Raw genomic sequence first — 25,979 nt, forward strand, 5'->3', positions numbered from 1 at the left:
CAAGGGGACTCGAGTAGGTTCGTAACCATGCCGGTACGGATCGAACGATCAGGCCCCGTCACCACCGTGGTCCTCTCACGCCCGGAGGCACGCAACGCCGTCGACGGGCCCACTGCTCAGGAACTCACTCAGGCCTTCGAGGAATTCGATGCCGACGAATCCGCGTCGGTTGCCGTGTTGTGGGGCGAAGGCGGGACCTTCTGCTCCGGTGCCGATCTGAAGGCGCTCGGCACCCCCAGGTCGAACCACGCGACCGAACACGGCGACGGTCCGATGGGCCCGACGCGAATGCGGTTGTCCAAGCCGGTCATCGCCGCGGTGTCGGGACACGCCGTCGCGGGCGGGCTCGAACTCGCCCTGTGGTGCGACCTACGCATCGCGGAGGACGACGCCACGTTCGGCGTGTTCTGTCGACGCTGGGGCGTGCCCCTGATCGACGGCGGCACAGTGCGTTTGCCGCGCATCATCGGCACCGGGCGAGCGATGGACATGATTCTCACCGGACGCGCCGTGGCCGCCCAGGAAGCGTTGGACATCGGTCTGATCACCCGGGTGGTTCCGGTCGGCCGTGCCCGATCCGAGGCCGAGGCGCTGGCCGCCGAACTGGCGTTGCTGCCCCAGACCTGCATGCGCGAGGATCGACTGTCCGTCCTCGAGCAGGACGGCCTCGACGAGGAAGCCGCGCTGAAGAACGAGTTCCGGCACGGTGCCATCTCGATCACCGCCGACGCGCTCACCGGAGCGAGTCGGTTCGCCTCGGGCGCGGGGCGACACGGTACCCCCAGTCCGTGACCTCGACCCGCCTGTCGGTGATCGACGAGATCTTTCTCCGCACACACCGCGGGTACGGCACACCGATTGCACTGCAGGGTATTTGGCGTACTGCTGAGTCGGTGACCCAGGACGAACTCGAACGGGTACACGCTGCGCTCGCGCGCGGGCAGCTGGGGCGGCAGGTCGGCGTGCCTCGCATCCCCGGTGCCCGGCTCCGATGGGACGTCTGTTCCACCTCGCTGACGCTGACGGTCGCCTCCGAGCCGGTCGACGATGCCATCGAGTGGGCCGACCACCAGGCCGATGTGCAGTTGGATCCGCAATACGGACCGGGGTGGCGGTTGACGGCAGCTCCGCTGGCCGACGGCGGTACCGTCGTATCGCTGGTGTGCTCGCATGCGCTCGCCGATGCCCGCGGGCTCATCGACGCTGCCGCACAGTCGTTTTCAGGTTCGGTAGAAACCGAGCCGATCGCCTCCCCCGGTTCGGACGCGGCGGACGCTCTGCGCATGATCGTCACCGTGCTCGTGCGGTCGATTTTCGCGACCGCTCGACTGTGGGTGAGCGCGAAGGCTCGGGCCGAGCTGCGCGCGTTCACGGCATCCGACTCGAATCGCACTCGCCCCCACCGTGTTCGACGGGCATTCTCAGTGGTCGTAGACGTCGATGCAGCGCAGTGGGATTCGGCTGCCGAGCTCGGTGGTGGCTCACCCAATTCGTTGTTCGTATGCGTCGTCGCCGCGACCATGGCAGAACTCGGCTCACCCACGGTGACCGTCGACATCCCCTTCCGCACCGGATCCGGCGACGCGAACTCGATCGGGATGGCCACCGTCGACGTTCGCGGAGACGATTCACCGGCTGCAGTGCGCGCGGCGTGCAAAGCTGCCTTCGCCGCGCCCGTCGGAGCGCCCGCGGGGTACCCGCCCGAGGTTGTCCAACTGCTCCCCCACCGCCTTGCGGCGAAGTTGACGTCGACGCCGGGGCGCGGAGAAGTGTTGTGCTCCAACATCGGCGACATTCCGCAGGCTCTGGCTACCCTCGGACCGCATCGATCCTGCGGTCTGGCCACCCGCGCGATCCACCCCGCACCGACGGGACCGATCCCGCTGTCGACGATCAGACTGTCGACCTACCTGTCCCGGATGGACGGGCGCTACACACTTTCCCTGGTGTGCACCGACGACGCGCTGGTCGGATCGGCCGCAGAACTCACCGCCGCGGTGCACCGCGCTCTGGCGCGGCGAAACCTGGCCGGTACACCCTGGTAGGTCTACCGTTGCAGCCATGAACGAGCACGATATCCACACCAAGATTCAGCAGCTGATCGCCACCGAGCACAAGCTGCGCACCGAGACCCAGGCTGGGGAGATCGATCCCGACACCGAGAAGGCACAGCTCGCGTCACTCGAACACGCTCTCGATCAGTGCTGGGACCTGCTCCGGCAGCGCCGCGCACGCATCGACGCAGGAAAGGACCCCGACTCCGCGACGGCCAACAGCGTCAACCAGGTCGAGGGATACCTGCAGTAGATCCGGTCATTCCGCAGGCTCCACTCCTGCGATTCAGACCATTCGATCCGTCAGCACGTTCGGCAGGAACCGCAGCGCCGCGTCGATGCCTCGCCATTTCAGGCCGGGCAGCGCGGCGCGGCGCGTTTCGCTCTCGATGGCCCGGACCATCGCGGTGACGCCCTCGTCCAGAGTGGCTGTGAGAGCAGCACTGTCGCCTGCGCCCGCCGACATGTCGGTGGCGATGAAGCCCGGCAGCAGCGTCGTGACGACGATGTCGGTGCGAGCCAACTCGGTGGCCAACGATTCTCCGAGAGAGGCCACCGCCGCCTTACTGGCCGAGTAGGTCGCCTTGGCACCGGGCAGACCTCGATCGGCGCTGATGGACGAGACGAACACCAGGTGCCCGTGCTTCTGGACCCGAAATATCGCCAACGCAGCCTCGGCCTGCGACAGCGCACCGACGAAATTGGTGCGCGCGGTCTGCAGATTGGCGTCCGCGCGACCGGATCCGATTTTCGCACCCTTGCCGAGTCCGGCATTGACGACAACTCGATCCAGGCCGCCCAGCTCGTCGCGCAGTTCGCCGAACACCATCACCACGGCATCGTGATCGGTGACGTCGAGGGCGCGTACCGCCACGGTGATCCCGGGATGCTGCGTCATCAGTTCGGAACGAAGCTCGTCGAGCCGCTCGACCCGTCGCGCACAGAGCGCGAGATCGCGGCCCATGGCTGCGAAGCGGCGCGCCATCTCCTCGCCCAGTCCCGAACTCGCGCCGGTGATCAGAATCTTGCTCCGAGTGGTCGCCATAAGCGGGGAGCCTATGTCACTGTGGAGCAATGGCCCCAGACAGCTCGGAATTCGATGTGATCGTCATCGGCGGAGGACCCGTCGGCGAGAATGCCGCGCAGTACGCGATACAAGGCAGCAGCCGCACCGCCGCCATCGTCGAACACGAACTCGTCGGCGGCGAATGCTCGTACTGGGCATGCATGCCCAGCAAGGCGCTCCTGCGGCCGAGCGAGGTGCTCGACACCGCCCGAAACATGCCGGGTGTGAAAGAACTGGTCGGCGACCAACCCCTCGACGCCGACGCCGTATTGGCCCGACGGGAATCCTTCACGCACGGCCTCGACGACTCGTCGCAGGTGTCGTGGGCCGAGTCCGCGGGCATCTCGGTGATCCGTGGCCACGGACGGCTCAGCGGGGTCAAGACCGTCGAGGTCGACGGCAGAACGCTCACAGCTCGGCACGCGGTGGTGCTGGCGACCGGCACCACCGCGTCGGTACCGAACACTCCCGGCCTTCGCGACGCCCGACCGTGGATCTCCCGCGATGCCACGAACATTCACGAGACCCCCGGACACGTGGCCATCATCGGCGGCGGTGTCGTGGCGAGCGAGGCAGCGACGTGGCTGCTGTCCCTCGGGGCGAAAGTCACGATGATCGTGCGCGGCTCGTCCCTGCTGGCGGGCTCCGAGCCGTTCGCCGGACAACTCGTCGCCGATGTACTGAAACAACGCGGCGCAACGATCATGCTCGACGCGTCCCTGACGGCTGTGTCGCGACAAGATCCCGCCGACACCGGCGTCGGCCGAATCCACGGTGGTCCGGTCACTCTCACGGTCGGCGGCGAGGACCTCGTCGTGGATGAGGTGCTGGTCGCGGCGGGCCGCTCCCCGGCGAGCTCGGATCTGGGGCTGTCCTCCGTCGGTCTTCCCGACGGCAGATACGTCGACGTCGACGATCACCTCACTGTGGGAGACCACGACTGGCTCTATGCCGTCGGCGATCTGAACGGCCGGGCACCGTTGACGCACATGGGCAAGTATCAGGGACGGGTGGCCGGTGACGTCATCGCTGCCCGGGCCGAGGGAAAGCCACTCGATCACAAGAAGTTTCGCGCCACCGCCGATCACGGACAGATTCCCCAGGTCGTCTTCACGCCCCTCGAGGTCGCCTCGGTCGGGCTCACCGAGGCGAAGGCACGCGAAGCCGGTATCGACGTCGAGATCGCGGCCCAGGACATCGCCGTTGCGGGTTCCTCCCTGCAGCAGGACGACTATTCGGGTCGTGCGCAGTTGGTGATCGACAGGGCCACCGACACTCTCGTCGGGGCGACCTTCGTCGGGCCGGGGGTGGCCGAATTGGTCCACGCGGCCACCGTTGCCGTGGTCGGGAAGGTATCGCTCGACGATCTGTGGCATGCGGTGCCGTCGTATCCGACGGTCAGCGAAATCTGGCTCCGGCTACTCGAATCGCGCCGGTGACAGGTTCAGCTCCGCGCATATGCTGCAGCTATCCCGGCGTAGGTTGTCGGGTCGGTTCGCCTCAGGCGTAGAGCCACCAGGATCCCGAGGATCGCTGCGAGGATCAGCACCACCGGTACCGCGTTGACGACGGCAGAATCGGATCCGGTGAGCACGCTGTAATGCGTTCCGGCGAGGAACAATCCGGTCGTGAACCCGAGAAATCCGATGCCCGGGGCAATCGCGGTGCGCCACACGGATCGATCGGGATGGCCGATGAAGAACACGACCACCGACAGTGCCGCGGCGGCCTGCAGCGCGATGACACCCAGAGTGCCGAGGCCGATGGCACCGGCCGCATAGCTCAGGTAGGGGTCGGCACCGGCCACCGCGAAGCCCGTCAGCGATACCGCTGCCACCACCGATGCAGTGATGCTCCCGACGTGGGGGCTCGCGTGCCGCGGGTGAATTCGGCCGAGCCACACCGGAAGTACACGCTCACGGCCCAACGCGAACAGATATCGACTGGCGGCGTTGTGCACCGCCAGATACGAGGCGAGCACGCTGGTGCACAGCAGCACTGCGGTTCCGTCGTACAGCACTGTTCCGCCGTACTCACGCGCCAGCGTGAACAGTAGGTTGCCCAGTTCGGTCCGGGCCAGCGCCGGAGCGTCGACGCCGCCTGCCGCACCGACGACGATCCAGCTCGTCGTGACGTAGAAGACCGCGATGATCGACACCGCAATGAACGTCGCACGCGGGATACTTCGCCGCGGGTCCTTGGTCTCCTCCCCGTACAACGCTGCGGATTCGAACCCGATGAAGCTCGAGAAGGCGAACATCATGGCGATACCGAGCGAACCGGAGAACACCTGAGTCGGTGTGAACGACTCCAGTGGCACTGCGGCAGCACCCTTCTGCCCGACGACCAAGCCGTCGAACACCACCAGAAAAGCAAATTCCAGCACCATCAATGTCCCCAAGACCTTGGCCGAGAGGTCGGCATTTCGAAACCCGAGAATTGCCACGATCACCACGGCAACGCCGGTGAAGACGTACCACGGAATATCGATGCCCGAATCGGCGAAGACCAAATGGGTGAAATAGCCGAATGCTCCTGAAAGCCCGCATGCAAGTGACGTATACGCGACAACTGCGACATATGCGGCAGCAATTCCAGGCGGTTTACCCAACGCGAGACCGATGTAGGTGTAGAACGCCCCGGTGCTGTACACCTGCTGTGCGATCGCCGCGAAACCCACCGAGAAACACAGCAACACAACGGCACTGATCGCGTAGGCGGCAGGCAATCCCGCCCCGTTTCCGCGAATCAAAGCCAATGGCACATTACCGATCATGGCCGCCATCGGTGCTGCGGCAGCAACCACCAGAAATACCACTCGCCCGGTGGTCAGAGTACGTCGCTCGGACATCGTTGGGACGCTACCCGTACTGAGAGCACAATGCTGACATGGAAAACGAGATGGGCTGACATGGAATACCAACGCGGTTTCGAGAGACTGGTCAATTTCAGCGATGCCGTGGTAGCCATCGCGGCCACGCTGTTGGTCCTACCGCTGGTCGAGTTGGCCGACCCGGGCCGGAGCGACAGCTTCGTGGACGTCTTTCGTGAGCACGGTGTGGAGTTCTACGCGTTCGTCCTGAGCTTTCTGGTGATCTTCACTCAATGGCTCAGCCACCACCGCGTCTTCCGAAATCTGATCGGCTACACACCTGCGCTGATGTGGGTCAATTTCGTGTGGCTACTGTCCATCGTGTTCCTCCCTTTTCCGACGAAGCTGATCGCCGAGAAGAACGGATACGACTCGAGTTCGTCGACGCTGTACGTCGCCACCATCGCTGTCTCCGTCATCGCCATGTTCGTCGCGGACGTCGTCGTCTCGCGGCACCCGTCGATCGTGGCCGCCGACTCTCGCGACGTGGAACGAGTCCGCACCGGCGCCGTCGGTTCGGCGTTGATCCTGATCGCGTTCGGTCTGGCGTTCACACCACTCGGCCTGTGGTCACTGCTGATCCTGCTGCTGGCCAAGCCGATCAACCACTTCGCCGATCGACGCACTACACGTAGATTGGTCGAGTGACCGAGAATTCACCGAAGCAGCAGCCGCTTCTCGTGCTGGGCAAAATCACCGAGATTCTCGATGCGTTCTCGTTCGATCGCCCGGCCATGACGCTGGGCGAGATTCAGCAGAGCACCGGACTACCTACCTCGACGGTGCAGCGTCTGGTCACCAACCTGGTCCAACAGGGTTTTCTGGATCGAGGCGGCGATCGCATTCGTATCGGTGTGCGGATGGCGTACTGGGCCGCGACCGCAACCAAGGATCTCGATGTGTTGTCGGTCGTCAACCCGATCCTCAAGGACATGCGCGATCTGACGACCGAAACAGCGTGCTTCTTTCGGCCCGAGCAGAACTACCGTGTATGCGTGGCCATTGCCGAGACGCGGCATGCGTTGCGGCGAGACATGTACGTCGGCAAAGTCGTTCCGCTCAGCGCGGGATCGGCCAGCCGCGTCCTCTTGGCCTGGGACTCGGAACTGGCCGAGCGCGTTCTCTCCCGAGAACTCGAATCGTTGACCGAGCAGACGGTGACCGAGGCCGAGACGATGCGGGAACTGTTGGCCCAGACCAGGTCCGACGGCTATGCGATCACCACCGGCGAGCGCGACACCGGCGCATCGGGGTTGTCTGCTCCGGTGTTCGATTCGGCCTCGGACATCGTCGGTGCCGTCACCATCAGCGGCCCGACGCTGCGAATGCCGCAGTCGCAGTGCGAGGCCTGGGTGGACCTGCTGATCTCGCATGCCGAACAGATCACCCGGACCCTCGGCGGCCGCTACCCCGCCTGACCCCAGGCCTCGGGATTGACCGGGTGCGGCGGGAGCTCACCGCGCAGCATCGCCACGGCATTGGTGGCGCACAGGCGCGCCATCTCCGAACGCACCGAGACCGTCGCGCTGCCCACGTGCGGTAGGAGCACGGTATTGGACAGTTCGGCCAGACCCGGTTCGAGCGCAGGTTCGTGTTCGTAGACGTCCAATCCTGCTGCGGCGATAGATTTCTCACGTAGAGCAACCACCAGCGCTGCCTCGTCGACCACCGGCCCCCGCGCGGTATTGATCAGAATCGCCGACGGCTTCATGGCCTCGAACACGGCAGCATCGACCAGGTGCCGGGTGGAGTCCGACAACGGGACATGCAGAGACAGAAAGTCACTCGTTGCAACGATCTCGTCCCACGCCACATGTTCGACGCGGCCGGCGAACTCACCGAGTTCGTCGTCGGAGACCTCGCGATCGCCGGGTGGCCGGGGGCAGAACTTCACCGTCATACCGAAGCCCAGTGCCCGCCGAGCGGTGGCCCGAGCAATCCGGCCGAAACCGGCGAGGCCGAGTACGCGGCCCCAGACATCGCTGCCCAGAAGCAGTTCGGGCTTCCACCCGGTGAAGGATCCGGACCGAACAAAGGCATCGGCTTCGATGGCGCGGCGGGCCGTGGACAGGATGAGGAGCATCGCGATGTCTGCGGTCGAATCCGTCAGCACACCTGGAGTGTTCGCGGCGGTGATTCCGTTGCGGGTCGCGGCCGCGATGTCGATGTTGTCGAATCCGACGGCGTAGTTGGAGATCCCGGTGATCGACGCCGTAGCGAGTAGTTCCGCGTCGAAGCGGTCGCGCAACTGCGAGACGACCACGGAGTACGTACCCGATGCGCAGGCGTCGAGAAGCTGCTCGTGGTCCACCTCGCGGAGGTCGACCTCGCCGGCAGCCCGCAGAATGTCCATGCCGGGAGCCGGGATTTCCGACGTGACGAGAATGCGGCTCATACGACCCACTCGAACACGTGCGCCTCGGACCTGGCACCCTGCACGGTTTTCGATCGCATGGGCTCCTCCAGTTCGGCCAGCAGGCCCTCCGACAGAGAGACCATGCGTGCCAGCGTCTTCGGCTCGAACCAGTCCGGCCTCGTCGCGAAGAGAATGTCCTCGGACGAGGTGTTGCCACTGGCACCGGGGGCGAAGGGGCAGCCGCCCAGTCCGCCGAGCGAACCGTCGACCATCGCGGCTCCGGCCGAGATGGCGGCCAGAGTGTTCGCGACGCCCAGACCCCAGGTGTCGTGACCGTGGAACACCACCCGGCGATCCGGCGTTTCCGCGCGCACCCGTGAAATCAGCGACGACACCTGAACCGGCACCGCCTGCCCGAGGGTGTCGCAGATGACGATGTCCGTTGCGCCCGTTGCTCGTTCGTCATTGGCGATCTCGATGACCCGATCCGGCGGTACCTGCCCCTCGAAAGGACAGGTGAACGACGTCGCGATACACAGCTCGATCTGCCCTCCCACCGAGCGGGTGATATCGACGGCATCGGGCATGGCGGCCAGCGATACCTCGGTGGTGCGCCCGATGTTGGCCTGATTGTGCGAGTCCGACGCGGAGAAGCAGTACTGGAAGTTACGAGCTCCCGCAGCAGCGGCCTTCTCGACGTGGCGTGGAGTGGCGACCCACACCCAGCATCGCTCGAGTTCCTCGGCGGTCAGCTCGCCGACGACCTCGAGGGTGTTGGCCATGGGCGGCACCTTGTCGCCCCGCGCCATCGAGCCGATCTCGAGTTCCGGTACGCCGAGTTCGATCAGGGCCCTGATGATCTCGAGTTTGCGTTCGGTGGGGAGCATCTTGCCGGTGAGCTGCAGTCCGTCGCGCATCGTGACGTCGCGTAACTCCGCGGTGGGGGTGAATCTGTACATCTACAGGCCCATCTCTTCGTCGGTCCGGCCGAGCAGCGTCGACAGTACTTCTCTGGTGTGCTCGCCCAGATCCGGCCCGACCGATCGGATCGGCAGGGATGCATCACCGATGACCGGGACGACTCCGACGAACCCGACGTCGGTGGGCTCGTCCTCGCCGGTGTCGACCTGGAAGTGCTGAATCATGTTGCGGGCCGCGTACTGTTCGTCGGCGACGATGTCCGCGGCAGTGTAGATCGGACCCGACGGCACCCCCGCGGCATCGAGTATCTTCAATGCCTCTGCACGCGAACGCAATCCGGTCCACGCCGAGATTGCGGCGTCCAGCTCGTCGCGGCGACGCCACCTGCCTGCGTTGGTCGCGAGGTTCGGATCGGCTCCCAGATCGGGACGGTCGATGGTCTCCATGTAACGCTGGAAGATGGCGTCGCCGTTGCCGGCGATGATGATCGAGTGACCGTCGTTGCACGGGTACGCATTCGAAGGGGCGATTCCCTCCATTCGGCCGCCTGTCCGTTCGCGTTCGACGCCGTAGGCCAGATAATCCGGGACCAGGGACTCCATCATGGACAGGATGGAGTCGTTCAGCGCTACGTCGATGGACCGCTGCGCCAACGACAACGGGGTCTGTTCGTCCGAACCCTGGGCTGCGCGCTGCGTCTGTCGTTGAAACAACGCCATGACACATCCGAACGCCGCATACAGACCGGCGATCGAGTCGCCGATCGACACACCGACCCGCACGGGTGGCCGGTCCGGGTCGCCCACGAGATTACGAAAACCACCGTATGCCTCTGCAACTGCGGCGAATCCGGGTCGCTGCGACATGGGTCCCGTTTGTCCGAAGGCCGAGATACGCGTGATGATCAGCTCCGGATTGGCGGCACTGAGAACCTCCGGCGAGATGCCCCACTTCTCGAGTGTGCCGGGTCGAAAGTTCTCGAGCACGATGTCGCAGTGCGCGGCGAGGTCGACCACATCTTTGCGGCCCTGCTCGGTGCGCAGGTCCAACACGATCGACTTCTTGTTCCGGTTGATCGTGCGGTACAGCATCGATGTCGTACCGGAGTACAGCCGCCAATTGCGCAGTTCGTCGCCGGTACCCGGCCTCTCGACCTTGATCACCTCGGCGCCGAAATCGGCGAGCATCCTGGCCGCCGTGGGTGCGGCGATGTAGTTGCCGAGTTCGAGAACTCGAACTCCACTGAGCGGCAATGCCATTGTGTTCCTTTCGATATTCACGGACGAGGTCACAGGATCCAGCTCATCGGCACGATCAAGGCGATGGCGATGACCGATGCCACCGACACGCCCACCGAGCACGTCTTGAGTGTGCCCCTCGTCGACTGGCCCATCAAGGACTGCAACAGCCAGAAGGTGTTGCTGGTGACGTGCACGGCAAACAGTGATCCGGCACCGGCGGCGAGCGCGATGAACACCGGGTCGAGCCCGATCAGCGGAGCCACCGGAGCGAGGATGCCGGCCGAGGTGATGGCGGAGATCGTCACCGATCCGACGGCGATGTGCAACGCGGCCGCAATGACCCACACCATCAACAGCGGTGCCGCGGTGCTGGCCGTGAAGTACTGGCCGAGGATGTCGCCGAGACCTGCTTCGTTGATGACGGCTGCGAGCGATCCACCGACACCGGTGAGGATGAGGATCTGACCGCTCTCGGCGAAACCACGAGCGAGAGCTTTCTCCACCCGCTCCTGGCCGACGTGGTAGCGACCGATGAGGCACGTCCCCACCAATCCGAGGAGCAGCGCGATGACCGGGCTGGCGATGAATTCGACTACCGGCACCGATATCTCGGCGACTTCGAGAACGGCACCGATCGCGATCAGGACGAGCGCGAGCAGCAACGGCGAGAGCAACACGAGCAGCGAGGTCTGCTTCTCGGTGCGCACTTTCTGGGCCACGCCGCCGCCGGCGTCGAGTGGCTCGTCGTCGGCCTCGACAGGCTCCGGGCCCCCGGGCTCAGTGACTACGGTGATCTGTTGCTCGTCCTTCTCCTCGTTCCACCAACCGTGCCGGAACACGAACGACATGACGGCCACCGACAGCACGACGACCGGAACGATGAGGATCAGTCCGTAGATCATCATCTTGCCCAGCGGCACGCCGAGCAGTCCGGCCAGCGCGAGCGTCGCGACACCGGGGACCATGAACACGATTCCACATTCGAGCGAGATCGCCAGTGCCGTAGCCATTCTGGCTGTGCCGTACTTGCCGATCTTGGGGGCGAGGTTGCGAGCGAGCGGAGCCGAGATCACCAGCAGCACGTCGAGGAAGATGGACTGCAACACGGTCGCGATGGTCAGCGACAGCGCGTACGGGAGCCGTTTGGGCCCGAATGTTTTCAGCAGGGTGCCGACGAGACGCTGGATGGCGCTCATCTCCTGCAGCACCGAACCCATCAGAACGCCGAATGCGATGAGCAGTCCGACTTCGGCCATGATCTCGCCGAATCCGCCGGTGATCGTGTCGACAGTGGTCGACACTCCCAGCTTGGTCGCCAGGCCCAGGTACGCAGCCCCGAGCACCAGCGAGATCACCGGGTTGAAATGGAAACGAACGATGAATACCACCACCGCCAGCACGGCGACGACGGTGTTGATCACGATCCACACATCGGACATCGGCAGGTCTTTCCAGGCAGAGAGTGACCGCCGCCATCGATGACGGACCGGTGTGATGCGTCGCACCATTACCCACATTATGGGCACATATTTACTTCGTGAGCAAGAGGGGCTCTCAGATTCGCGTCAAATGGGCTGCGCGCGCCGAATCGACAGCGCAGCTCGCGACGCATCCAGTTCGACCGGAGAGCGCACCGACAGCGGCCCGACTCGCAAGATTCCGTCCGACAGCGGCTCGACCCGCAATCCGCCGCGACCGATCAATGCCTTGCGAGCTCCGTCGACCACCATGCGGTCCATCCACGCGCACGGATGGGCAGGTCGGCCGCCCCGGAAGCGAATCCAGCCGTCACCGGAATCGAGTTCGAATTCCAGTCCGCGCAGTGGGTCGAGCTCCAACCCGCGGACCACAACATTTCGCCTGGCCACGGCCGGGTCGGGAACGTCGACTCCCAGAACCTCGCCGACGGCGTCCCAGGCTTCGAGTGCCAGGAAGCTCACCGCTGCCTCGGTATGAGCCTTCACCCCGAAGAATCGATCGCCGCGGATGCCCTTGTGGGCGACGATCTCGACGCTGTCCGGCAGGTCCGTCGGCACCTCGGCCGGGCCGTCCTTGGATCTCCCGAAGTACGCGTGCGAGGGCGCTCGCAGTAGCTCCACAATCTCGGCTCGATACTCGAAAGGCATGCTCCCGAGTCTGCCCGGTGCCGAACACTGCCGGTTCTTACCACTGGGTAAGAAGCGCCCGGTAGTATCGCGAAATGGCTGTGAAAACACGCGTGACCACCACGGACGGCATGATCGAGGGAAAGCCGGTCGGGAATCTCACCACTTGGCGGGGCATTCCCTACGCCGCCCCTCCCGTCGGTCCGCTCCGGTTCCGCGCACCTCGACCCACGCAGCCGTGGCAGGGCGTGCGCGACGCGACCGAGTGGGGCAACGCATCCGTTCAGCACAAGCGGGGCACGATGCTCGCAATCGGGAAATACCAACCGTCGAGCGAGGACTGCCTGACGCTCAACGTCCTGGCACCGAGCACGCCGAGCGCAAAACCCAGACCGGTCATGGTGTTCATCCACGGCGGCGCGTACACCCTCGGCACGTCGGCCACCCCGCTGTACGGCGGAGGCTCGCTGGTCCGGCGCTCGCTGCAGGACGGCGACGGCATCATCTACGTCTCGGTCAACTACCGACTCGGCGCTCTGGGCTACCTCGACATGTCCCGCTTCTCGACCCCCGAGCGGCCGTTCGATTCCAACCTGGGACTACGCGACCAGGTGGCGGCATTGGAGTGGGTCCAGCGCAACATCGCCGAGTTCGGCGGGGATCCCGACAACGTCACCGTCTTCGGCGAGTCCGCAGGCGGCAATGCCGTCACCACCCTGATGACGGTCCCTGCCGCGAAAGGCCTTTTCGCCCAGGCAATTGCCGAGAGTTCGGCACCGGGCATGACAACCGCCAAGCACCGTGCGGACCAGTGGGCGAGCGAATACGTCGGCTACCTCGGGGGCACCGCCGAGACCGCGGTGGAAACCCTGGAGAACGCCGAGGTCCTGGCACTCGGCCGAGCAGGCACCAAGCTCGGACTCACCACGCTGCACCGCACTCCCGGCCTGCTCCCCTTCGGCCCGGTGATCGACGGTGATTTCCTTCCTGTCGATCCGGTCGAGGCATACGGGAACGGCACCGCACACAACGTTCCGCTGATCATCGGCACCAATGCCCGTGAGGGAACACTGTTTCCGAAGTTTCTGGACGCGTTGCCCACCAACCCCGAACGCATTTCCAAACTCTTCTCCCTCACCGATCCAGCGGCAGAACCGGTTGTCACCGGCGGATACCGTGGATACCCGAGCGAGCGCGCGGCCATCGACTTCGGTGGAGATTTCACGTTCTGGAAGCCGTCTCTCGAAGTGGCCGAGGGACATTCGCGTCACGCACCGACGTACTTCTATCGCTTCGACTTCGCCCCTCGGTCGATGAAGCTGCTGGGCCTCGACGCTACCCACGGATTCGAATTGTTCGCTGTCTTCGGCATCAACGAGACGTTGTTCGGCAAGGCCCTGACCGCGACGGGCGGACGAAAGTCGTTCGCGAAGGTCACCGAGCAGGTGCAGTCACACTGGATTGCGTTCGCCACCAACGGAAAGCCGTTGGAATCGTGGCCGGCCTACGACGAAGCCGAGCGCAAGACGCTGATCTTCGACACGCGCACTCGGGTGCAGAAAGATCCGCGCAGCGATCGCCGCACAGCGTGGGAAGGCTACCGCGGCTACGCCAGTCAAACGCTCGAACCCGCTACTTGAGCAACCGCGACATCCGGCGGTCGGCGAGAATCTTGCCGGCCGTCTGGCACGTCGCGCAATACTGAAAAGAACGGTCCACGTACGCGACCTCGCGCACCGGATCTCCGCAGACCGGGCACGGCAGTCCGGTCCTGGCATGCACCCGCATTCCGGAACGCTTCTCCCCCTTGAGGCGCGCCGCATCCTGCCCGGCCGAACGGTCCACCGCGTCGGACAGGACCGAGCGCATCGCGGCATAGAGAACCGAAACGGCTTCCGCGTCGAGCTTGCTCGACGACGCGAACGGCGACAGCTTGGCGACGTGCAGAATCTCGTCCGAGTAGGCGTTGCCGATCCCGGCGAGCAACGACTGGTCCACCAACGAGGTCTTCAGACGCGCGGTGGTGCTGCCCAGTATCTCGGCGAATTCGAGCTCGGTGACCGTCATCGCGTCCGGCCCGAGCCGGGCGATGCTCGCGACCTGCTGAGGATCACGGACCACCCAGACCGCCAATCGCTTTTTGGTACCGGCTTCGGTCAGGTCGATGGCGGGCGTCGCGCCTTCTGGAGTGAAGAAGTGGATCCGCAGCGCCAACGGCCCCTTACCCGGTTTCGGCGGAGCAACACTGGGGTTGTCCACCCACCGCAGCCAACCCCCACGCGACAGGTGGGTGATCAGCCACAGGTCACCTGCCTGCAGCGCCAGATGCTTTCCGAACCGCGCGGCATCGGTGACGTCGCGACCCTGCAGATCTGTGATCGGCGGATCGAAGGTCTTGAGAACACTGAGCGCCGCGATGTCGATCCGGCCGATCACGGCACCGACGGCATGCTCGCGCAAGAAGCCGGCAAGGGCTTCCACCTCGGGTAATTCCGGCATGTGTCCAGTATGCAGCTACGATGGCCGTCGTGATGGTTCCGACTCCGTACGAAGATCTGCTGCGCCGCATCCTCGACACCGGTACGGCCAAATCCGACCGGACGGGAACCGGGACGACCAGCGTGTTCGGGCATCAGATGCGGTTCGATCTGGCCGCGGGCTTTCCGTTGATCACCACCAAGAAGGTCCATCTCAAGTCGATCGTCTACGAACTGCTGTGGTTTCTGCGCGGAGACTCCAATGTCACCTGGCTGCAGGAACACGGCGTCAGCATCTGGGACGAGTGGGCAGCTCCGGACGGCGAGCTCGGCCCCGTCTACGGAGTGCAATGGCGTTCGTGGCCGACCCCGTCGGGCGAGCATATCGACCAGATCAGCCAGGTCATCGAGACCCTGAAGACCGATCCGGATTCGCGGCGAATGATCGTCTCGGCGTGGAACGTCGGCGAAATCCCGCAGATGGCCCTGCCGCCGTGCCATGCGTTCTTCCAGTTCTATGTTGCCGACGGCAAGCTCTCGTGCCAGCTGTATCAACGCAGCGCCGACATGTTCCTCGGTGTGCCGTTCAACATCGCGAGTTACGCACTGCTCACCCACATGGTCGCCGCACAGACCGGCCTCGACGTAGGCGAGTTCGTGTGGACCGGCGGCGATTGCCACATCTACGACAATCACCGCGACCAGGTTGCCGAGCAGCTCTCCCGCGAGGCGTACCCCTACCCGACTCTGAAACTGGCACAACGGGATTCGATCTTCGACTACACCTTCGACGACGTCGAGATCGTCGACTATCAGCACCACCCTGCAATCAAGGCCCCGGTAGCAGTGTGAGTGCATCGAGAGAAGTCGGCCTGATCTGGGCGCAAAGCTCCAACCTCAAAATCGGCGAAGCCGGCAGGATTCCATGGGAAGTACCGGAAGACATGGCCCGGTTCAAAGCCGTGACGATGAATCACCCGGTCATCATGGGACGCAAAACCTGGGAGTCTCTGCCGGCAAGATTTCGACCGCTTCCGGGCCGACGCAATATTGTGGTCACTCGCAACCGCTCGCTGGAGGTGCCGGGTGCCGAGACATGCGGCGGGGTGGACGAAGCCCTGGCCCTTGCCGGGGACGACACTGTGTGGATCATCGGCGGCGGTGAAATCTACCGATCGGCAATGCCATTCGCCACAACCCTGCATGTGACCGAGATCGACGTCGAGGTACCGGGCGATACGGATGCGCCGTCGGTGGAAGGCGAATGGATCACGAAGACGGGCGACTGGCTCACCAGCAGAGTCGACGGTAGACAGTTCAGATATGTGGAGTACGGAAAGCCTACCCAAACTGTTTGAGCGCGTTCATGATTCCCCCGTCGTGACTGTGGGTGGTGCGTCATACTGGCGGCTATGGACAAGAAGTCACTCACCGCACTTGCCCGTCAGCAACTCAAGCTCGCAGTCGGCGCGTCGAGTGGCCGCAGTTCGCAGACGGTGTACGGCGGCCACAGTCGCAAATTGAGGCAGACCGTCGTGGCGCTGGCCGCAGGCAACAGGCTGGCCGAACACGATCTCAGCGGTGAGTCGACCGTCCTCGTCCTGAGCGGCAAGTTGGAGCTGATCAGCGGTGAGAAGACCTGGAAGGGCTCGACCGGCGATCTCCTCGTCATCCCCGACGCACGACACAGCGTCGAAGCGCTCGAAGACGTCAGCTTCTTGTTGACCGTCGCTATGTGACCGCTTTCCTGACGACCAGCACCGGGCAATCTGCGGTGTTGACCAGAGCGAAGCTCGTCGATCCGAGCAGCATTCCCCCGAATCCGCCGCGCCCCCGATTACCCACCACGATCAGCGCTGCCGTTTCGGACAGTCCACTGAGCACTCGAACGGGGCGATCCTGGGCGACGACGCGTTGGACGTCGACCTCCGGGAACCGCTCTTGCCACCCGGCGAGACTTTCTGCCAGCAGCGCTTCCTCGGTGTCGGCGATGGACTGCCAGTCCGCGGGTGCCCGGCCGAACGAGCGCGTCAGATCCACGTCGGACCATACGTGCACTGCGATCAACGGGGCATCACGTGCCGAGGCCTCGGCGAACGCCCACTCGACCGCTGGCTGATTGACGTCGGATCCGTCCACGCCGACGACGACCGGGCCCTCGGCGACGGGACGGCCGTCGATGTCCCGGCCGCGTACGACGGCCACTGGCGACACGCTGTGGGCTGCCAGAGAGATTGTCACAGCGCCCGTTTCGCTCGCTCCGATCACCAACAGCTCGGCTTGGGCCGACACACCGATGAGTACGTCCATCACGCCGCCCTCGACAGCACTGGAGGTCACCTCGAACGTCGGGTCGTCGATGACCGACACGGCCAGCGTTTCGGCCGCCGCCAGACGCGATTTCGCAGTGGCAACGTATTCCGTTGCCTCGCCGGCAAATTCGCTCAGATCGACGACGCCCGGCATGTCGACGGCCGTCACGATGTGCAATCGCCGGTCCCGTCGCCGAGCGCACAGGGCCGCCCAGATCACAGCCTTGTCGGCCGCAGCGGAACCGTCGATGCCGACGATGATCGGTCGATGCCCTGTCACGTGCCGGCCTCCGGTAGTAGCCCCGAGCCCGCGGCTCGGTGAATGACGAACAGGGGTTCAGGCTAGTCGATGAATAGTCGCCAACGGCGGGATGTGCTTACGTCAGCTGGCGCGCAGCGCGTCTGCGTACCCCTGAGTTCGGGTGCGGTTCGCCTCGACTGCGGCAGCCCGGGTGTCGAGATGCCCCAGGTAGTCGGCCAATTGGTCGCGTCTGCGGGCACCGACACCCAGGTCGGTCCGCTCGAAGACTTGCCACCGCGCGAGCAACGGCAGCAGCACCTCGTCGAGATGACGTCGGAGATCGAATATCCCGTCCCGCTCGATGAGCATGGCGCTTCGACCGAAGCCGGGCAGGTTGGTGCCCGGCAACTGCGCGTTCATGACCACTTCGGTGATCGCCGTGACGGTCGGAGCGGGGGCGACGTCGAGCGCTGCCGACACCAGATTCGCGAAGAAGGTGACGTGCAATTTCTGGTCGTCGACTATCCGGCCCAGCAAGCAATCGGCCACCGGATCGTTGCACTGGTACGCCGTATTCGTATGGCAGACGCTGCTGATCGATTCGTCGAGAGTCACCTGCGCCAGCGAACGAAGGAGGTGAGCGCCGTTCATCGGGGAGTCGAATCCCACCGTCTTGCACTGTGCGCGAGCTCGACCGAGCGCCGCCGGATCGACACTGCGGGTAGCGACGAGGTAGTCGGTGACGGCGGCAGCATGCCGGGTGCGCTCGGCGCTCCACTCGGTGAGCCATGCGGGCCACGAGCCGGTACCCGACGCCGCGACCTCGCACCGATACAGCGGGATGTTCTGTTCGGTGAGGAGATCGGTGACCAGTGCGGCCTTGGCTGCTTCGGTCAGTGGGGATGTACGCGTTCCCCAGTACATCTCGGTCCGAACGAAGTCCGTGGGCTGCCAGGAGACGGCCGCCGAGCGGTGGCGAGCGAGGTTCTCGTCGATCGTCGGCTGCAGTTTCCGTAGAACCGCGAACTGCCCGATGTCGCTGCGCATACTTGCCCTCTCACCCCGCGTGCCCGGTCCGATCCGAGATCAAAGTAGGCGCGCAGCGCGGGCGATGGGACCGCCTTCCACATTGTTTAGGGCAAGTCGCAAGGCCCCTCGTGGCCCGCTCGAGATAAATCACAACGAGTTTTCCCGAAACCATGGATCACACCTAGATAACAACCTATGATCGATCCTGTTAGAGGCCAGGAAACAAACTCAAAGTTTGAAAAACCTGCCATTTCGGCTGAAGTTGCATAGATTCACGGCAGGAAGCGCGTTTCTACGCGTGAGTACGTTAGCTCTCTCAAAACCTGAAGAATCCAACACGAAGGGTTGATCTGTGACCGTTCACAACTCGACTGGCCTCGGAATCATGGTCGCAGGGCAGCCTGCTTCGGCTCCCCTTCGCGACTTTCGCGCAGTGGCGCGCCTCCTGGTAGGTCACTTCGCCGCCAATACTCCCTGCGGCTCACTTCCCGGTGAGCAACTCCACGGAGACGTCACCGAATTCACCGTCAAATGCATCAGCATCGCGGTGCAGATGCTCGACGAGCGGCGCGCACCTGCCGAGTCCGACTTGGCCGAGCTCCGCGCCAAGGCCAGTCAGTGGGCTCGTGAGGGTGTGCCGCTCGAGTCCGTCCTCAGCGTCTACCACGAGGGCATTCAAATCGGTTGGAACCTGGTGTCCAAGCGGGCAGGAGAAGGCGACGCCGCCCAGTTGATCGAAGCTGCGCGCATGTTCGTGCTGCTGTCGGAGAAGGTCTCGATCGCGGCCAGCAAGAGCTACGTCGAAGAGCTTCAGGCGGTGGCGAGCGAGCATCACACAGCCGCGCACACGTTGGTCACCTCGTTGCTGAGCGGACACAACGCCGTCTCGATGGCCCGCCAGTCGGGCATCGAACTCGCCGACAGCTACCTCGTGCTCGCGCTGTCGGTACCGCCGCACCCCGACGAGAACGACCCCAACATCCAGAAGACGGTGGCTGCACGACGCAAGCTGCGTCGCGTGCAGGCCGAACTGGCCACCGTCTGCGGACGCACTCCCCTGTCGCTGCTCAGCACCGAGGGCGGAACCGTCCTGATCCCCGGCGTCCACGACGACGAGTGGGTCGAGGCCCTGGTGCACCGCATCGGTACCGCCGCCGAGGTGCCCGTCACCGCCACCGCCGAGCAGGCCGCGACAGCCGACATTCCCACCGCAGCAGACCAGGTCCACGAACTGTTGTCGCTGGCTCATCAGCTGCACCGCCCGTCCGGGTTGTACCGGATGGACGATCTGGTGCTCGAGTACCAGCTCACTCGTCCCGGACCGGGTCGACGCCACCTCACCCAGATCCTCGAGCCCCTCGACTCGTCACCCGAATTGCTCGAGACCCTCGAGATCCACATTTCGCACGACCTCAACCGACAGCGCTCCGCTCGGCAACTCCATCTGCACACCAACACCGTCGACTACCGCCTCAAGCGAATCGCACAACTGACCGGGTTCGACCCGACTCGTCCGTCCGGTATCCGCCACCTGCAGGCGGCACTGGTGGCCAGGCGGCTCGAATCCTCGCGCGGCGCAGCGTGATCTGAGAACTCCGACCGGTTTCTCGACTCGACGGCAGGTAGCGTCGGAAGTATTCGAGAAGCAGGGGATCATGCATGACGAAGTTGAAGCTCCAGTTGTCCGGCGTGGTCAAGGAGTACCCCACCGGCGAACAGCCGGTCCGTGCGTTGGACGGCATCGATCTCACGATCGACGGCGGTCAGTTCGTATCGCTGGTCGCGCCGTCCGGAGCAGGTAAGTCGACACTGCTGCACATGCTCGGCGCGCTGGACACCCCGACGGCCGGGTCGATCCGATTCAACGACGTGGAGGTCACCACCCTCGACGACAACGCCCAGTCCGACTTCCGACGCCATCAGGTGGGCTTCGTCTTCCAGTTCTTCAACCTGCTGCCGACCATGTCGGCGTGGGAGAACGTGGCCGTCCCGAAGCTGCTCGACGGCACCCCCATCAAGAAGGCGAAAGCCGATGCGATGCGGCTGTTGGACATGGTGGGGTTGGCGCAACGATCGGAACACCGCCCGGCGCAGCTGTCGGGCGGTCAGATTCAACGCATCGCGATCGCGCGAGCCCTGATGATGGACCCGGCGCTGCTGATCGCCGACGAACCGACGGGCAACCTCGATTCCAAGACCTCCCACAACGTTCTCGAGATTCTCGCCGACGTAGCCCACGGCAGCGACGGGCGTCGGGCAGTGGTGATGGCAACGCACGATCTCGAGGCGGCAAGGTCGACCGATCGCGTCGTCAGCATGATCGACGGCCGCGTCGACACCGACACCGCCGGTACACCTCGGTGATCGGTACCGCGCTCAGTAGATTTCGCGTCATCAGCCTCCGCGACCTCAGAATGCACTGGGTGCGTTCGCTGGTCTCGGCGGGAGTCGTCGCCGTCGCCGCGGGTCTGCTCATCGCTGTCCTCGGCACCTACGGATCGCTGACCGGATCCGTCGAACGTCTGGCGGTATCGATCGCGGGCAACGCGCAGTACGAAGTGGTCGGCGTGACCGATTCGGGATTCGACCAGAACGAACTCGACGTCGTACGCGGTGTAGCGGGCGTCGATGCGGCAGTACCCCTGCTCCGCAGCATCGTGCGATCCGATGTCGGCGAGCTGACGGTACTGGGTGTCGATTCCTCGATCACGGCACTGCAGTCCGATCTGCAAGGTGCGGTGGGCAACGCAGCGGGTCTGCTGTCCGACCCGTCGGGCGTATTGGTCGGAGCAGCAACGGGATTGACGCAGGGTGACACGGTCACGATCGCCGACCGACCGACTGCGGTAGTGGGCGTGATCGACGGCCCTGGCACGCAGCGCATCGGTGGAGGCATGTTCGCCGTCACGTTGCTGCCCACCGCGCAGGCCTTGACCGACCGCCCCGGTCAGCTCGATTCGATCTTCGTTCTCGGTGGCGGGGACGACCTGCGATCGAACCTCGACGCGGCATTGGCCGGCCGAGTATCGGTGATGAATCCGGAATTTCGGGCCGACAGAGCCGATCAGGCCATGAGTCTGACGCGCAATGCGACGCTCATGGTCTCCCTCATCGCGTTCGTCGTCGCGGCGTTCCTGGTGTTCAACGTCATGAGCATGGCCATCGCCAAGCGTCGCCCCACCATCTCCCTGCTCCGAGCGGTCGGCGGTCGGCGCGCGGACATCGTCCGCGACCTGTTGTTCGAGTCGGTGCTGGTGGGTCTCGTCGGCGGTGCCGTCGGGGTACCTCTCGGAATCATCATGGGCCGCATCGCCATCGAGAGCCTGCCGCCGTTCCTGTCGCAAGCATTCGATGCGCGGATCGAATACGTGTTGCCGAGCTTCGCCATTCCCGTCGCGATCGTGGCCTGCGTGCTGGCCTGCGTCGGCGCGTCCGCTCTGGCTGCCGTTCAGGTGTATCGCATCTCGCCGATCGAAGCATTGGCGGTCGGCGGCGGAGAAACGTCCGGTGGTCCCAAGTTGTCGTTCACGTTGGCCGCCACGGTGTTCGGTCTGTTGGCCATCGCCGGATCGTTCGTGTTCGCCGTCAACGTGGACGGGCAACTGACTCTCGGTGCCGGTGCCCTGTTCATGTTCGGGGTTGTCGCACTGTGCGTCGGCGGAACTGGGCCGATCGTCTGGGCCACCGGCGCTGTGCCCCGCCGATGGGGTGGTGCCGGGCGGCTCGCTACCGCAACGATCGAACGCGCCCCGCGGCGCATCTGGGCGACGGTGATGACCATCGTCATCGCCGTGGGAGTCAGTGTGGGAGTGTCCGGTTCGTTGACGAACATGACCGACTCCGCCGCCGAATCACTGTCGTCGCTCGCCGACACGGACCTGTACGTATCGATGAGCTCACCCGACGCCATACCGTCGGGCCCGATCGTTCCCACCGCCGTCGACGAGGCCGTGCGGGCGACGGCCGGCGTCTCCCGCGTCGTCGAAGGACAGTGGGCCTACGCGACCATCGACGACGAGCTGGTCTCCATCCAAGGCGTCGCCGACGGAAGCAACGCGGTGACACTGGCCTCGCTCCCCGCAGACGTACGCGCGGGATTGCTCGCGGGCGACGGCGTGGTGCTGTCGAAGGCGCTCGGTACGACGCTGGGAGTGACTGCGGGAGACTCCATCGATCTGCCGACGCCGACCGGAGTGCAGAACGTACGCGTGCTCGATCTCGTGGACTACATCAACGCCGCAGGCGGCACGATGGCGATCTCGCTGGAATCGATGCAGCGCTTCTACGACCGCCCGGGAGCGACGTACCTCGAGATCACCGTCGACGGAGACGTTGCAGCCGTGCAGGATTCGCTGCGGTCGACGCTGCCGCCCGAGGCATTCGTATACACGGGCGCCGCGGCACTCGAGGGCACCAGCGCGGCCATCCGCCAATCCGGTGCGCTGGCCATCGCACTGCAGTGGATCGTCGCACTCGTCGCTGCCGTCGCATTGCTGAACACATTGACGCTGTCGGTACTCGAACGTCGACGTGAACTCGGAGTACTGCGCGCCATGGGCGGCGGCCGAGGAACCCTGGCACGCATGGTGCTCGCGGAGGCACTGTCCGTGGGCATCGTCGGCGGTGTGCTGGGGCTGATCATCGGCGCCGGCCTGCAATATCTGAGCACGCTGATCCTCGGTGCCAGCATCGGAATTCCAGTGCAGTACAACGCCAGTTGGACTGTGCTGCTGTACGGACTCGTCGCGCTGGGCCTCTCGCTGCTGGGATCGGCTCCGCCTGCGGTACACGCATCACGCCTGAACATCGTGGATGCTATTGCGGCGGACTGACGGTGAGAGGCGATCGGGTTCTCGGCCTCGGGATTCGCAAACGCGCGCGCGTTCGTCAGGTGCGAGCGAAATAGACAGCCAGCGGCTGACGACTCTGCGCGCGTCTGGCAAATGCGCGCGCGTTTGTACGAGGATGACCGACGTGGCCACATTCAGCGTCGAAGTAGAGAAGTACGCGGTAGAGACTCTGCGCGACTGTGTGGGTGGTCCCGAGTGGGAGTTACGGCCCGATCGCGCGGCACTTCTGGTCCACGACATGCAGCCGTACTACCTGAACGTGCTGCACTCCTCGGTTCGTGCGCGAGTGGCTGCGGAAGCGTCGGCGGTGGTCGCGCACGCCAGGTCTGCCGGAGTGCCGATTCTGGCGAGCGGTCCGCGGGCGGCTGAGGCGATCGAACAGCGTGGACTGCTGGGGCCGATGTGGGGGTTGGGCCCGTCCACCGAGGATGTGGCGGTCACCGAGCGGGACTTCGTTCCGATCGCGAAGCGCAGCTACAGCGCGTTCTACGCGTCCGATCTCGAGGTCGAACTACGCCGGCGAGGCCGTGACCAGCTGGTCATCGTGGGCTTCTTCGCCTCGGCGGGAATTCTCGCGACGACGTTCGACGCTTTCGCCCGGGACATTCAGTGCTTCGTCGGCATCGAATCGGTCGCCGATTACACCGCCCACCAGCACCGCACCGCCCTGAATCTGATCACATCACTGACCGGTGTGGTGACCAGCAGCGCGAACCTGCTTCACGATCCAGGGGGCGGACCGCTAGACTGACGAACGCGACGTGGGCCCACTGTGCAGTACGACAGCGACCCACCCGCAAACCGATTGTTCGACTGATCGAAAGACTTTGCTGGCCAGGGACTTTGGAGCGTTCGTTCGATCACCAGCCTTCGTAGCTCAGGGGATAGAGCAACCCTCTCCTAAAGGGTAGGTCGCAGGTTCGAATCCTGCCGAGGGCACCAGCATCGCATTTCGGCGCACACTCTCAGATTTCACGCTCCTCCCCATTGCGCTTCCTTCCAAGCGGGCGTACATTCGAACATGCATTCGAGTACTGGGGAGGAACTCGTGGTCACAGCTGTACAGGAATCACCGCTCACATCCGCTGAGGTGTTGGGGTTCGTTGCGCGTCTTCAGGCATCCGACATCGTTGTCGACGCAGCAGCAGGCATCGATCTCATCTCTGCTCTCGAAACCGTCAAATGCGTCAGTGTGGCAACCCAAGCCGTGGTGACCGATGCCGTCGCAACAGTGATCAGCAACGAACGTCGTGAACGTGGCAAGCCGAAAGCGCAGTGGCGCACCGGTATTGCGTCGCAGATCGGCCTGGCTCGACGAGAGTCACCCAACCGCGGCGGCACTCATCTCGGGCTTGCTCGTGCGCTCGTTCACGAAATGCCACACACCCTGGCCCGCCTGAAAGCCGGCGAACTGAACGAGTGGCGCGTCATGATCCTCGCTCGCGAAACAGCGTGCCTCACCGTCGACGATCGCCGAACCATCGACGAACGCCTGTGCGCAGACCCCGCCACCCTCGCCGGTGCAGGAGATCGCACCATCGAAGGTCGCGCCCGCGCACTCGCCAACGAACTGGACGCCGCCTCCCAGGTCAAGCGACGCGCAAAGGCATACGCCGCACGCCGAGTCAGTACGCGCCCCGCACCCGAATCGATGGGATTCTTCACTGCGCTCACCTCGATGGAGAAGACCGTCTGCATGTGGGCAACCCTGCGACGAGACGCCGACACCGTCATCAACGCAGGTGGCGACACACGCAGCCGCGACCAGATCATGGCCGACCTTGCATTCGAGCGCATCACCGGCGCATCTGCCGCTCAAGGTCCACCGGTCACCGTCGACATCGTCATCTCGGATTCGACCCTGCTCGCCGGTGGCGACACGTCCGCATATCTGCACGGCTACGGCGACATCCCGTCGGACGTCGCACGTCAACTCGTCCGCGACGCACTCGACGACGCACAGGGCAATGAGACGCACGTCGCATTACGTCGCCTCTATGCCCATCCGAAAACCGGCGCGCTGACCGCCGTCGAATCCACATCCCGCGCATTTCCCACCGCTCTCGGACGCCTCATCGATCTCCGTGATCGAACGTGCCGCACCCCGTGGTGCGACGCGCCGATCCGACACCACGACCACATCACCGCACACACCGCGGGCGGAGCGACCAGCGCCGAAAACGGCGCAGGCCTTTGTGCCGCATGCAATTACGCGAAAGAAGGCGAAGGCTGGACGGCCGAATCGCTGCGAGACAAACGGAACGCGCGCCATCGCTACAGGCTCATCTCACCCACCGGGCACACGTACGATTCGAGCGCGCCGCCGATGCCGGTGGTCGAGCTTTACAGCTCGCCGGCGGAGAACGTCTACATCGACGGACTGTTCGGCTCCGACGCCGCGTGACCGTCGACCGCGGGAAGAGATCGGGTCCGCACTCGGTTACACTCGATATCG

The 25,979-nt window shown here is 64.6% G+C and carries 25 protein-coding genes and 1 tRNA gene; 16 read left to right on the forward strand and 10 right to left on the reverse strand.

Going from position 1 to position 25,979, the window contains the following annotated elements:
• Window positions 1–27 precede the first annotated feature (27 nt).
• The 3 genes from E4P29_RS17945 to E4P29_RS17955 are packed head-to-tail and all read left to right on the forward strand — an operon-like array spanning window position 28 to window position 2,307.
• Window positions 28–792: a crotonase/enoyl-CoA hydratase family protein gene (locus tag E4P29_RS17945; RefSeq protein WP_135046543.1), complete on the forward strand. Its 765-nt coding sequence runs from the start codon at window positions 28–30 to the stop codon at window positions 790–792.
• Window positions 789–2,045 carry a hypothetical protein gene (locus E4P29_RS17950; RefSeq protein ID WP_135046544.1) on the forward strand — a complete coding sequence of 419 codons (1,257 nt, stop codon included), beginning with the start codon at window positions 789–791 and terminating at the stop codon, window positions 2,043–2,045. The genes E4P29_RS17945 and E4P29_RS17950 overlap by 4 nt, the downstream gene beginning before the upstream one ends.
• A 16-nt stretch (window positions 2,046–2,061) precedes the next feature.
• On the forward strand, window positions 2,062–2,307 hold the full coding sequence (locus E4P29_RS17955; protein WP_135046545.1) for a DUF2630 family protein: 246 nt from the start codon (window positions 2,062–2,064) through the stop codon (window positions 2,305–2,307).
• A 33-nt stretch (window positions 2,308–2,340) separates the two neighbouring features.
• Here the strand turns inward: E4P29_RS17955 and E4P29_RS17960 are convergent, their stop codons facing one another.
• Complete coding sequence (locus tag E4P29_RS17960; protein ID WP_135046546.1) at window positions 2,341–3,099, reverse strand: SDR family oxidoreductase; 759 nt, start codon at window positions 3,097–3,099, stop codon at window positions 2,341–2,343.
• 29 nt (window positions 3,100–3,128) lie between these two features.
• On the opposite strand from E4P29_RS17960, the gene E4P29_RS17965 reads away from it, so the two are divergent.
• Complete coding sequence (locus E4P29_RS17965; RefSeq protein WP_135046547.1) at window positions 3,129–4,559, forward strand: NAD(P)/FAD-dependent oxidoreductase; 1,431 nt, start codon at window positions 3,129–3,131, stop codon at window positions 4,557–4,559.
• A gap of 5 nt (window positions 4,560–4,564) precedes the next feature.
• Here E4P29_RS17965 and E4P29_RS17970 read toward each other — a convergent pair whose 3' ends face one another.
• Window positions 4,565–5,971, reverse strand: a complete 1,407-nt coding sequence (locus E4P29_RS17970) for an APC family permease (protein ID WP_135046548.1) — start codon at window positions 5,969–5,971, stop codon at window positions 4,565–4,567.
• Between the two features lie 60 nt (window positions 5,972–6,031).
• Between E4P29_RS17970 and E4P29_RS17975 the strand changes: the two genes are divergently transcribed.
• Complete coding sequence (locus tag E4P29_RS17975; RefSeq protein WP_167735526.1) at window positions 6,032–6,640, forward strand: TMEM175 family protein; 609 nt, start codon at window positions 6,032–6,034, stop codon at window positions 6,638–6,640.
• Window positions 6,637–7,410, forward strand: coding sequence for an IclR family transcriptional regulator (locus tag E4P29_RS17980; protein ID WP_135046550.1), 774 nt, complete (start codon window positions 6,637–6,639; stop codon window positions 7,408–7,410). The genes E4P29_RS17975 and E4P29_RS17980 overlap by 4 nt, the downstream gene beginning before the upstream one ends.
• Here the strand turns inward: E4P29_RS17980 and E4P29_RS17985 are convergent.
• The 5 genes from E4P29_RS17985 to E4P29_RS18005 form a co-directional block, all read right to left on the reverse strand.
• Window positions 7,398–8,387: a D-glycerate dehydrogenase gene (locus tag E4P29_RS17985; RefSeq protein ID WP_135046551.1), complete on the reverse strand. Its 990-nt coding sequence runs from the start codon at window positions 8,385–8,387 to the stop codon at window positions 7,398–7,400. The genes E4P29_RS17980 and E4P29_RS17985 overlap by 13 nt on opposite strands.
• Window positions 8,384–9,307 (reverse strand): hydroxymethylglutaryl-CoA lyase, encoded by a 924-nt coding sequence (locus E4P29_RS17990; protein WP_135046552.1) that lies wholly within the window; start codon window positions 9,305–9,307, stop codon window positions 8,384–8,386. The genes E4P29_RS17985 and E4P29_RS17990 overlap by 4 nt, the downstream gene beginning before the upstream one ends.
• Window positions 9,308–10,528: a CoA transferase gene (locus tag E4P29_RS17995; RefSeq protein WP_135046553.1), complete on the reverse strand. Its 1,221-nt coding sequence runs from the start codon at window positions 10,526–10,528 to the stop codon at window positions 9,308–9,310.
• Between the two features lie 29 nt (window positions 10,529–10,557).
• On the reverse strand, window positions 10,558–11,949 hold the full coding sequence (locus tag E4P29_RS18000; RefSeq protein ID WP_135046554.1) for an SLC13 family permease: 1,392 nt from the start codon (window positions 11,947–11,949) through the stop codon (window positions 10,558–10,560).
• Between the two features lie 126 nt (window positions 11,950–12,075).
• Entirely contained in the window at window positions 12,076–12,636 is a 561-nt protein-coding gene (locus E4P29_RS18005; protein ID WP_135046555.1) for a molybdenum cofactor biosysynthesis protein, read from the reverse strand.
• A gap of 74 nt (window positions 12,637–12,710) precedes the next feature.
• On the opposite strand from E4P29_RS18005, the gene E4P29_RS18010 reads away from it, so the two are divergent.
• Window positions 12,711–14,255: a carboxylesterase/lipase family protein gene (locus tag E4P29_RS18010; RefSeq protein WP_135046556.1), complete on the forward strand. Its 1,545-nt coding sequence runs from the start codon at window positions 12,711–12,713 to the stop codon at window positions 14,253–14,255.
• Here E4P29_RS18010 and E4P29_RS18015 read toward each other — a convergent pair.
• Complete coding sequence (locus E4P29_RS18015) at window positions 14,248–15,114, reverse strand: DNA-formamidopyrimidine glycosylase family protein (RefSeq protein ID WP_094644479.1); 867 nt, start codon at window positions 15,112–15,114, stop codon at window positions 14,248–14,250. The two genes, E4P29_RS18010 and E4P29_RS18015, sit on opposite strands and share 8 nt — an antisense overlap.
• A 29-nt stretch (window positions 15,115–15,143) precedes the next feature.
• Here E4P29_RS18015 and E4P29_RS18020 point away from each other — a divergent pair, with 29 nt between their 5' ends.
• From E4P29_RS18020 to E4P29_RS18030, 3 genes are read left to right on the forward strand one after another with little or no spacing between them, the layout of a single operon-like run.
• Window positions 15,144–15,944: a thymidylate synthase gene (locus E4P29_RS18020; RefSeq protein ID WP_027495989.1), complete on the forward strand. Its 801-nt coding sequence runs from the start codon at window positions 15,144–15,146 to the stop codon at window positions 15,942–15,944.
• Window positions 15,941–16,450, forward strand: a complete 510-nt coding sequence (locus tag E4P29_RS18025) for a dihydrofolate reductase (protein WP_135046558.1) — start codon at window positions 15,941–15,943, stop codon at window positions 16,448–16,450. The genes E4P29_RS18020 and E4P29_RS18025 overlap by 4 nt, the downstream gene beginning before the upstream one ends.
• Before the next feature lie 54 nt (window positions 16,451–16,504).
• Window positions 16,505–16,831 carry a cupin domain-containing protein gene (locus tag E4P29_RS18030; protein ID WP_094621643.1) on the forward strand — a complete coding sequence of 109 codons (327 nt, stop codon included), beginning with the start codon at window positions 16,505–16,507 and terminating at the stop codon, window positions 16,829–16,831.
• Here E4P29_RS18030 and E4P29_RS18035 read toward each other — a convergent pair.
• Together E4P29_RS18035 and E4P29_RS18040 are read right to left on the reverse strand one after the other, a co-directional pair.
• The gene (locus E4P29_RS18035; RefSeq protein ID WP_094644477.1) at window positions 16,824–17,684 is read right to left on the reverse strand and encodes a universal stress protein; all 861 of its coding nucleotides are present in this window, start codon (window positions 17,682–17,684) and stop codon (window positions 16,824–16,826) included. The genes E4P29_RS18030 and E4P29_RS18035 overlap by 8 nt on opposite strands.
• Before the next feature lie 102 nt (window positions 17,685–17,786).
• Entirely contained in the window at window positions 17,787–18,692 is a 906-nt protein-coding gene (locus E4P29_RS18040; RefSeq protein ID WP_135046559.1) for an acyl-ACP desaturase, read from the reverse strand.
• Window positions 18,693–19,026: 334 nt separating this feature from the next.
• Here E4P29_RS18040 and E4P29_RS18045 point away from each other — a divergent pair, with 334 nt between their 5' ends.
• The 6 genes from E4P29_RS18045 to E4P29_RS18070 all read left to right on the forward strand — a co-directional run bounded on the left by E4P29_RS18045 (window position 19,027) and on the right by E4P29_RS18070 (window position 25,928).
• On the forward strand, window positions 19,027–20,259 hold the full coding sequence (locus E4P29_RS18045) for a helix-turn-helix domain-containing protein (protein ID WP_027495984.1): 1,233 nt from the start codon (window positions 19,027–19,029) through the stop codon (window positions 20,257–20,259).
• 74 nt (window positions 20,260–20,333) lie between these two features.
• Window positions 20,334–21,038 (forward strand): ABC transporter ATP-binding protein, encoded by a 705-nt coding sequence (locus E4P29_RS18050; RefSeq protein WP_209205454.1) that lies wholly within the window; start codon window positions 20,334–20,336, stop codon window positions 21,036–21,038.
• Between the two features lie 59 nt (window positions 21,039–21,097).
• Window positions 21,098–23,506 (forward strand): FtsX-like permease family protein, encoded by a 2,409-nt coding sequence (locus E4P29_RS18055; RefSeq protein ID WP_167735527.1) that lies wholly within the window; start codon window positions 21,098–21,100, stop codon window positions 23,504–23,506.
• Window positions 23,507–23,648: 142 nt separating this feature from the next.
• Window positions 23,649–24,275 carry an isochorismatase family protein gene (locus tag E4P29_RS18060; protein ID WP_167735528.1) on the forward strand — a complete coding sequence of 209 codons (627 nt, stop codon included), beginning with the start codon at window positions 23,649–23,651 and terminating at the stop codon, window positions 24,273–24,275.
• 115 nt (window positions 24,276–24,390) lie between these two features.
• A tRNA-Arg gene (locus E4P29_RS18065) sits at window positions 24,391–24,466 on the forward strand.
• A gap of 106 nt (window positions 24,467–24,572) precedes the next feature.
• Window positions 24,573–25,928, forward strand: a complete 1,356-nt coding sequence (locus E4P29_RS18070; protein ID WP_135046562.1) for an HNH endonuclease signature motif containing protein — start codon at window positions 24,573–24,575, stop codon at window positions 25,926–25,928.
• Window positions 25,929–25,979: the final 51 nt, after the last annotated feature.

This window comes from Rhodococcus sp. 1R11 (assembly GCF_004563845.1).
Classification (GTDB): domain Bacteria; phylum Actinomycetota; class Actinomycetes; order Mycobacteriales; family Mycobacteriaceae; genus Rhodococcoides.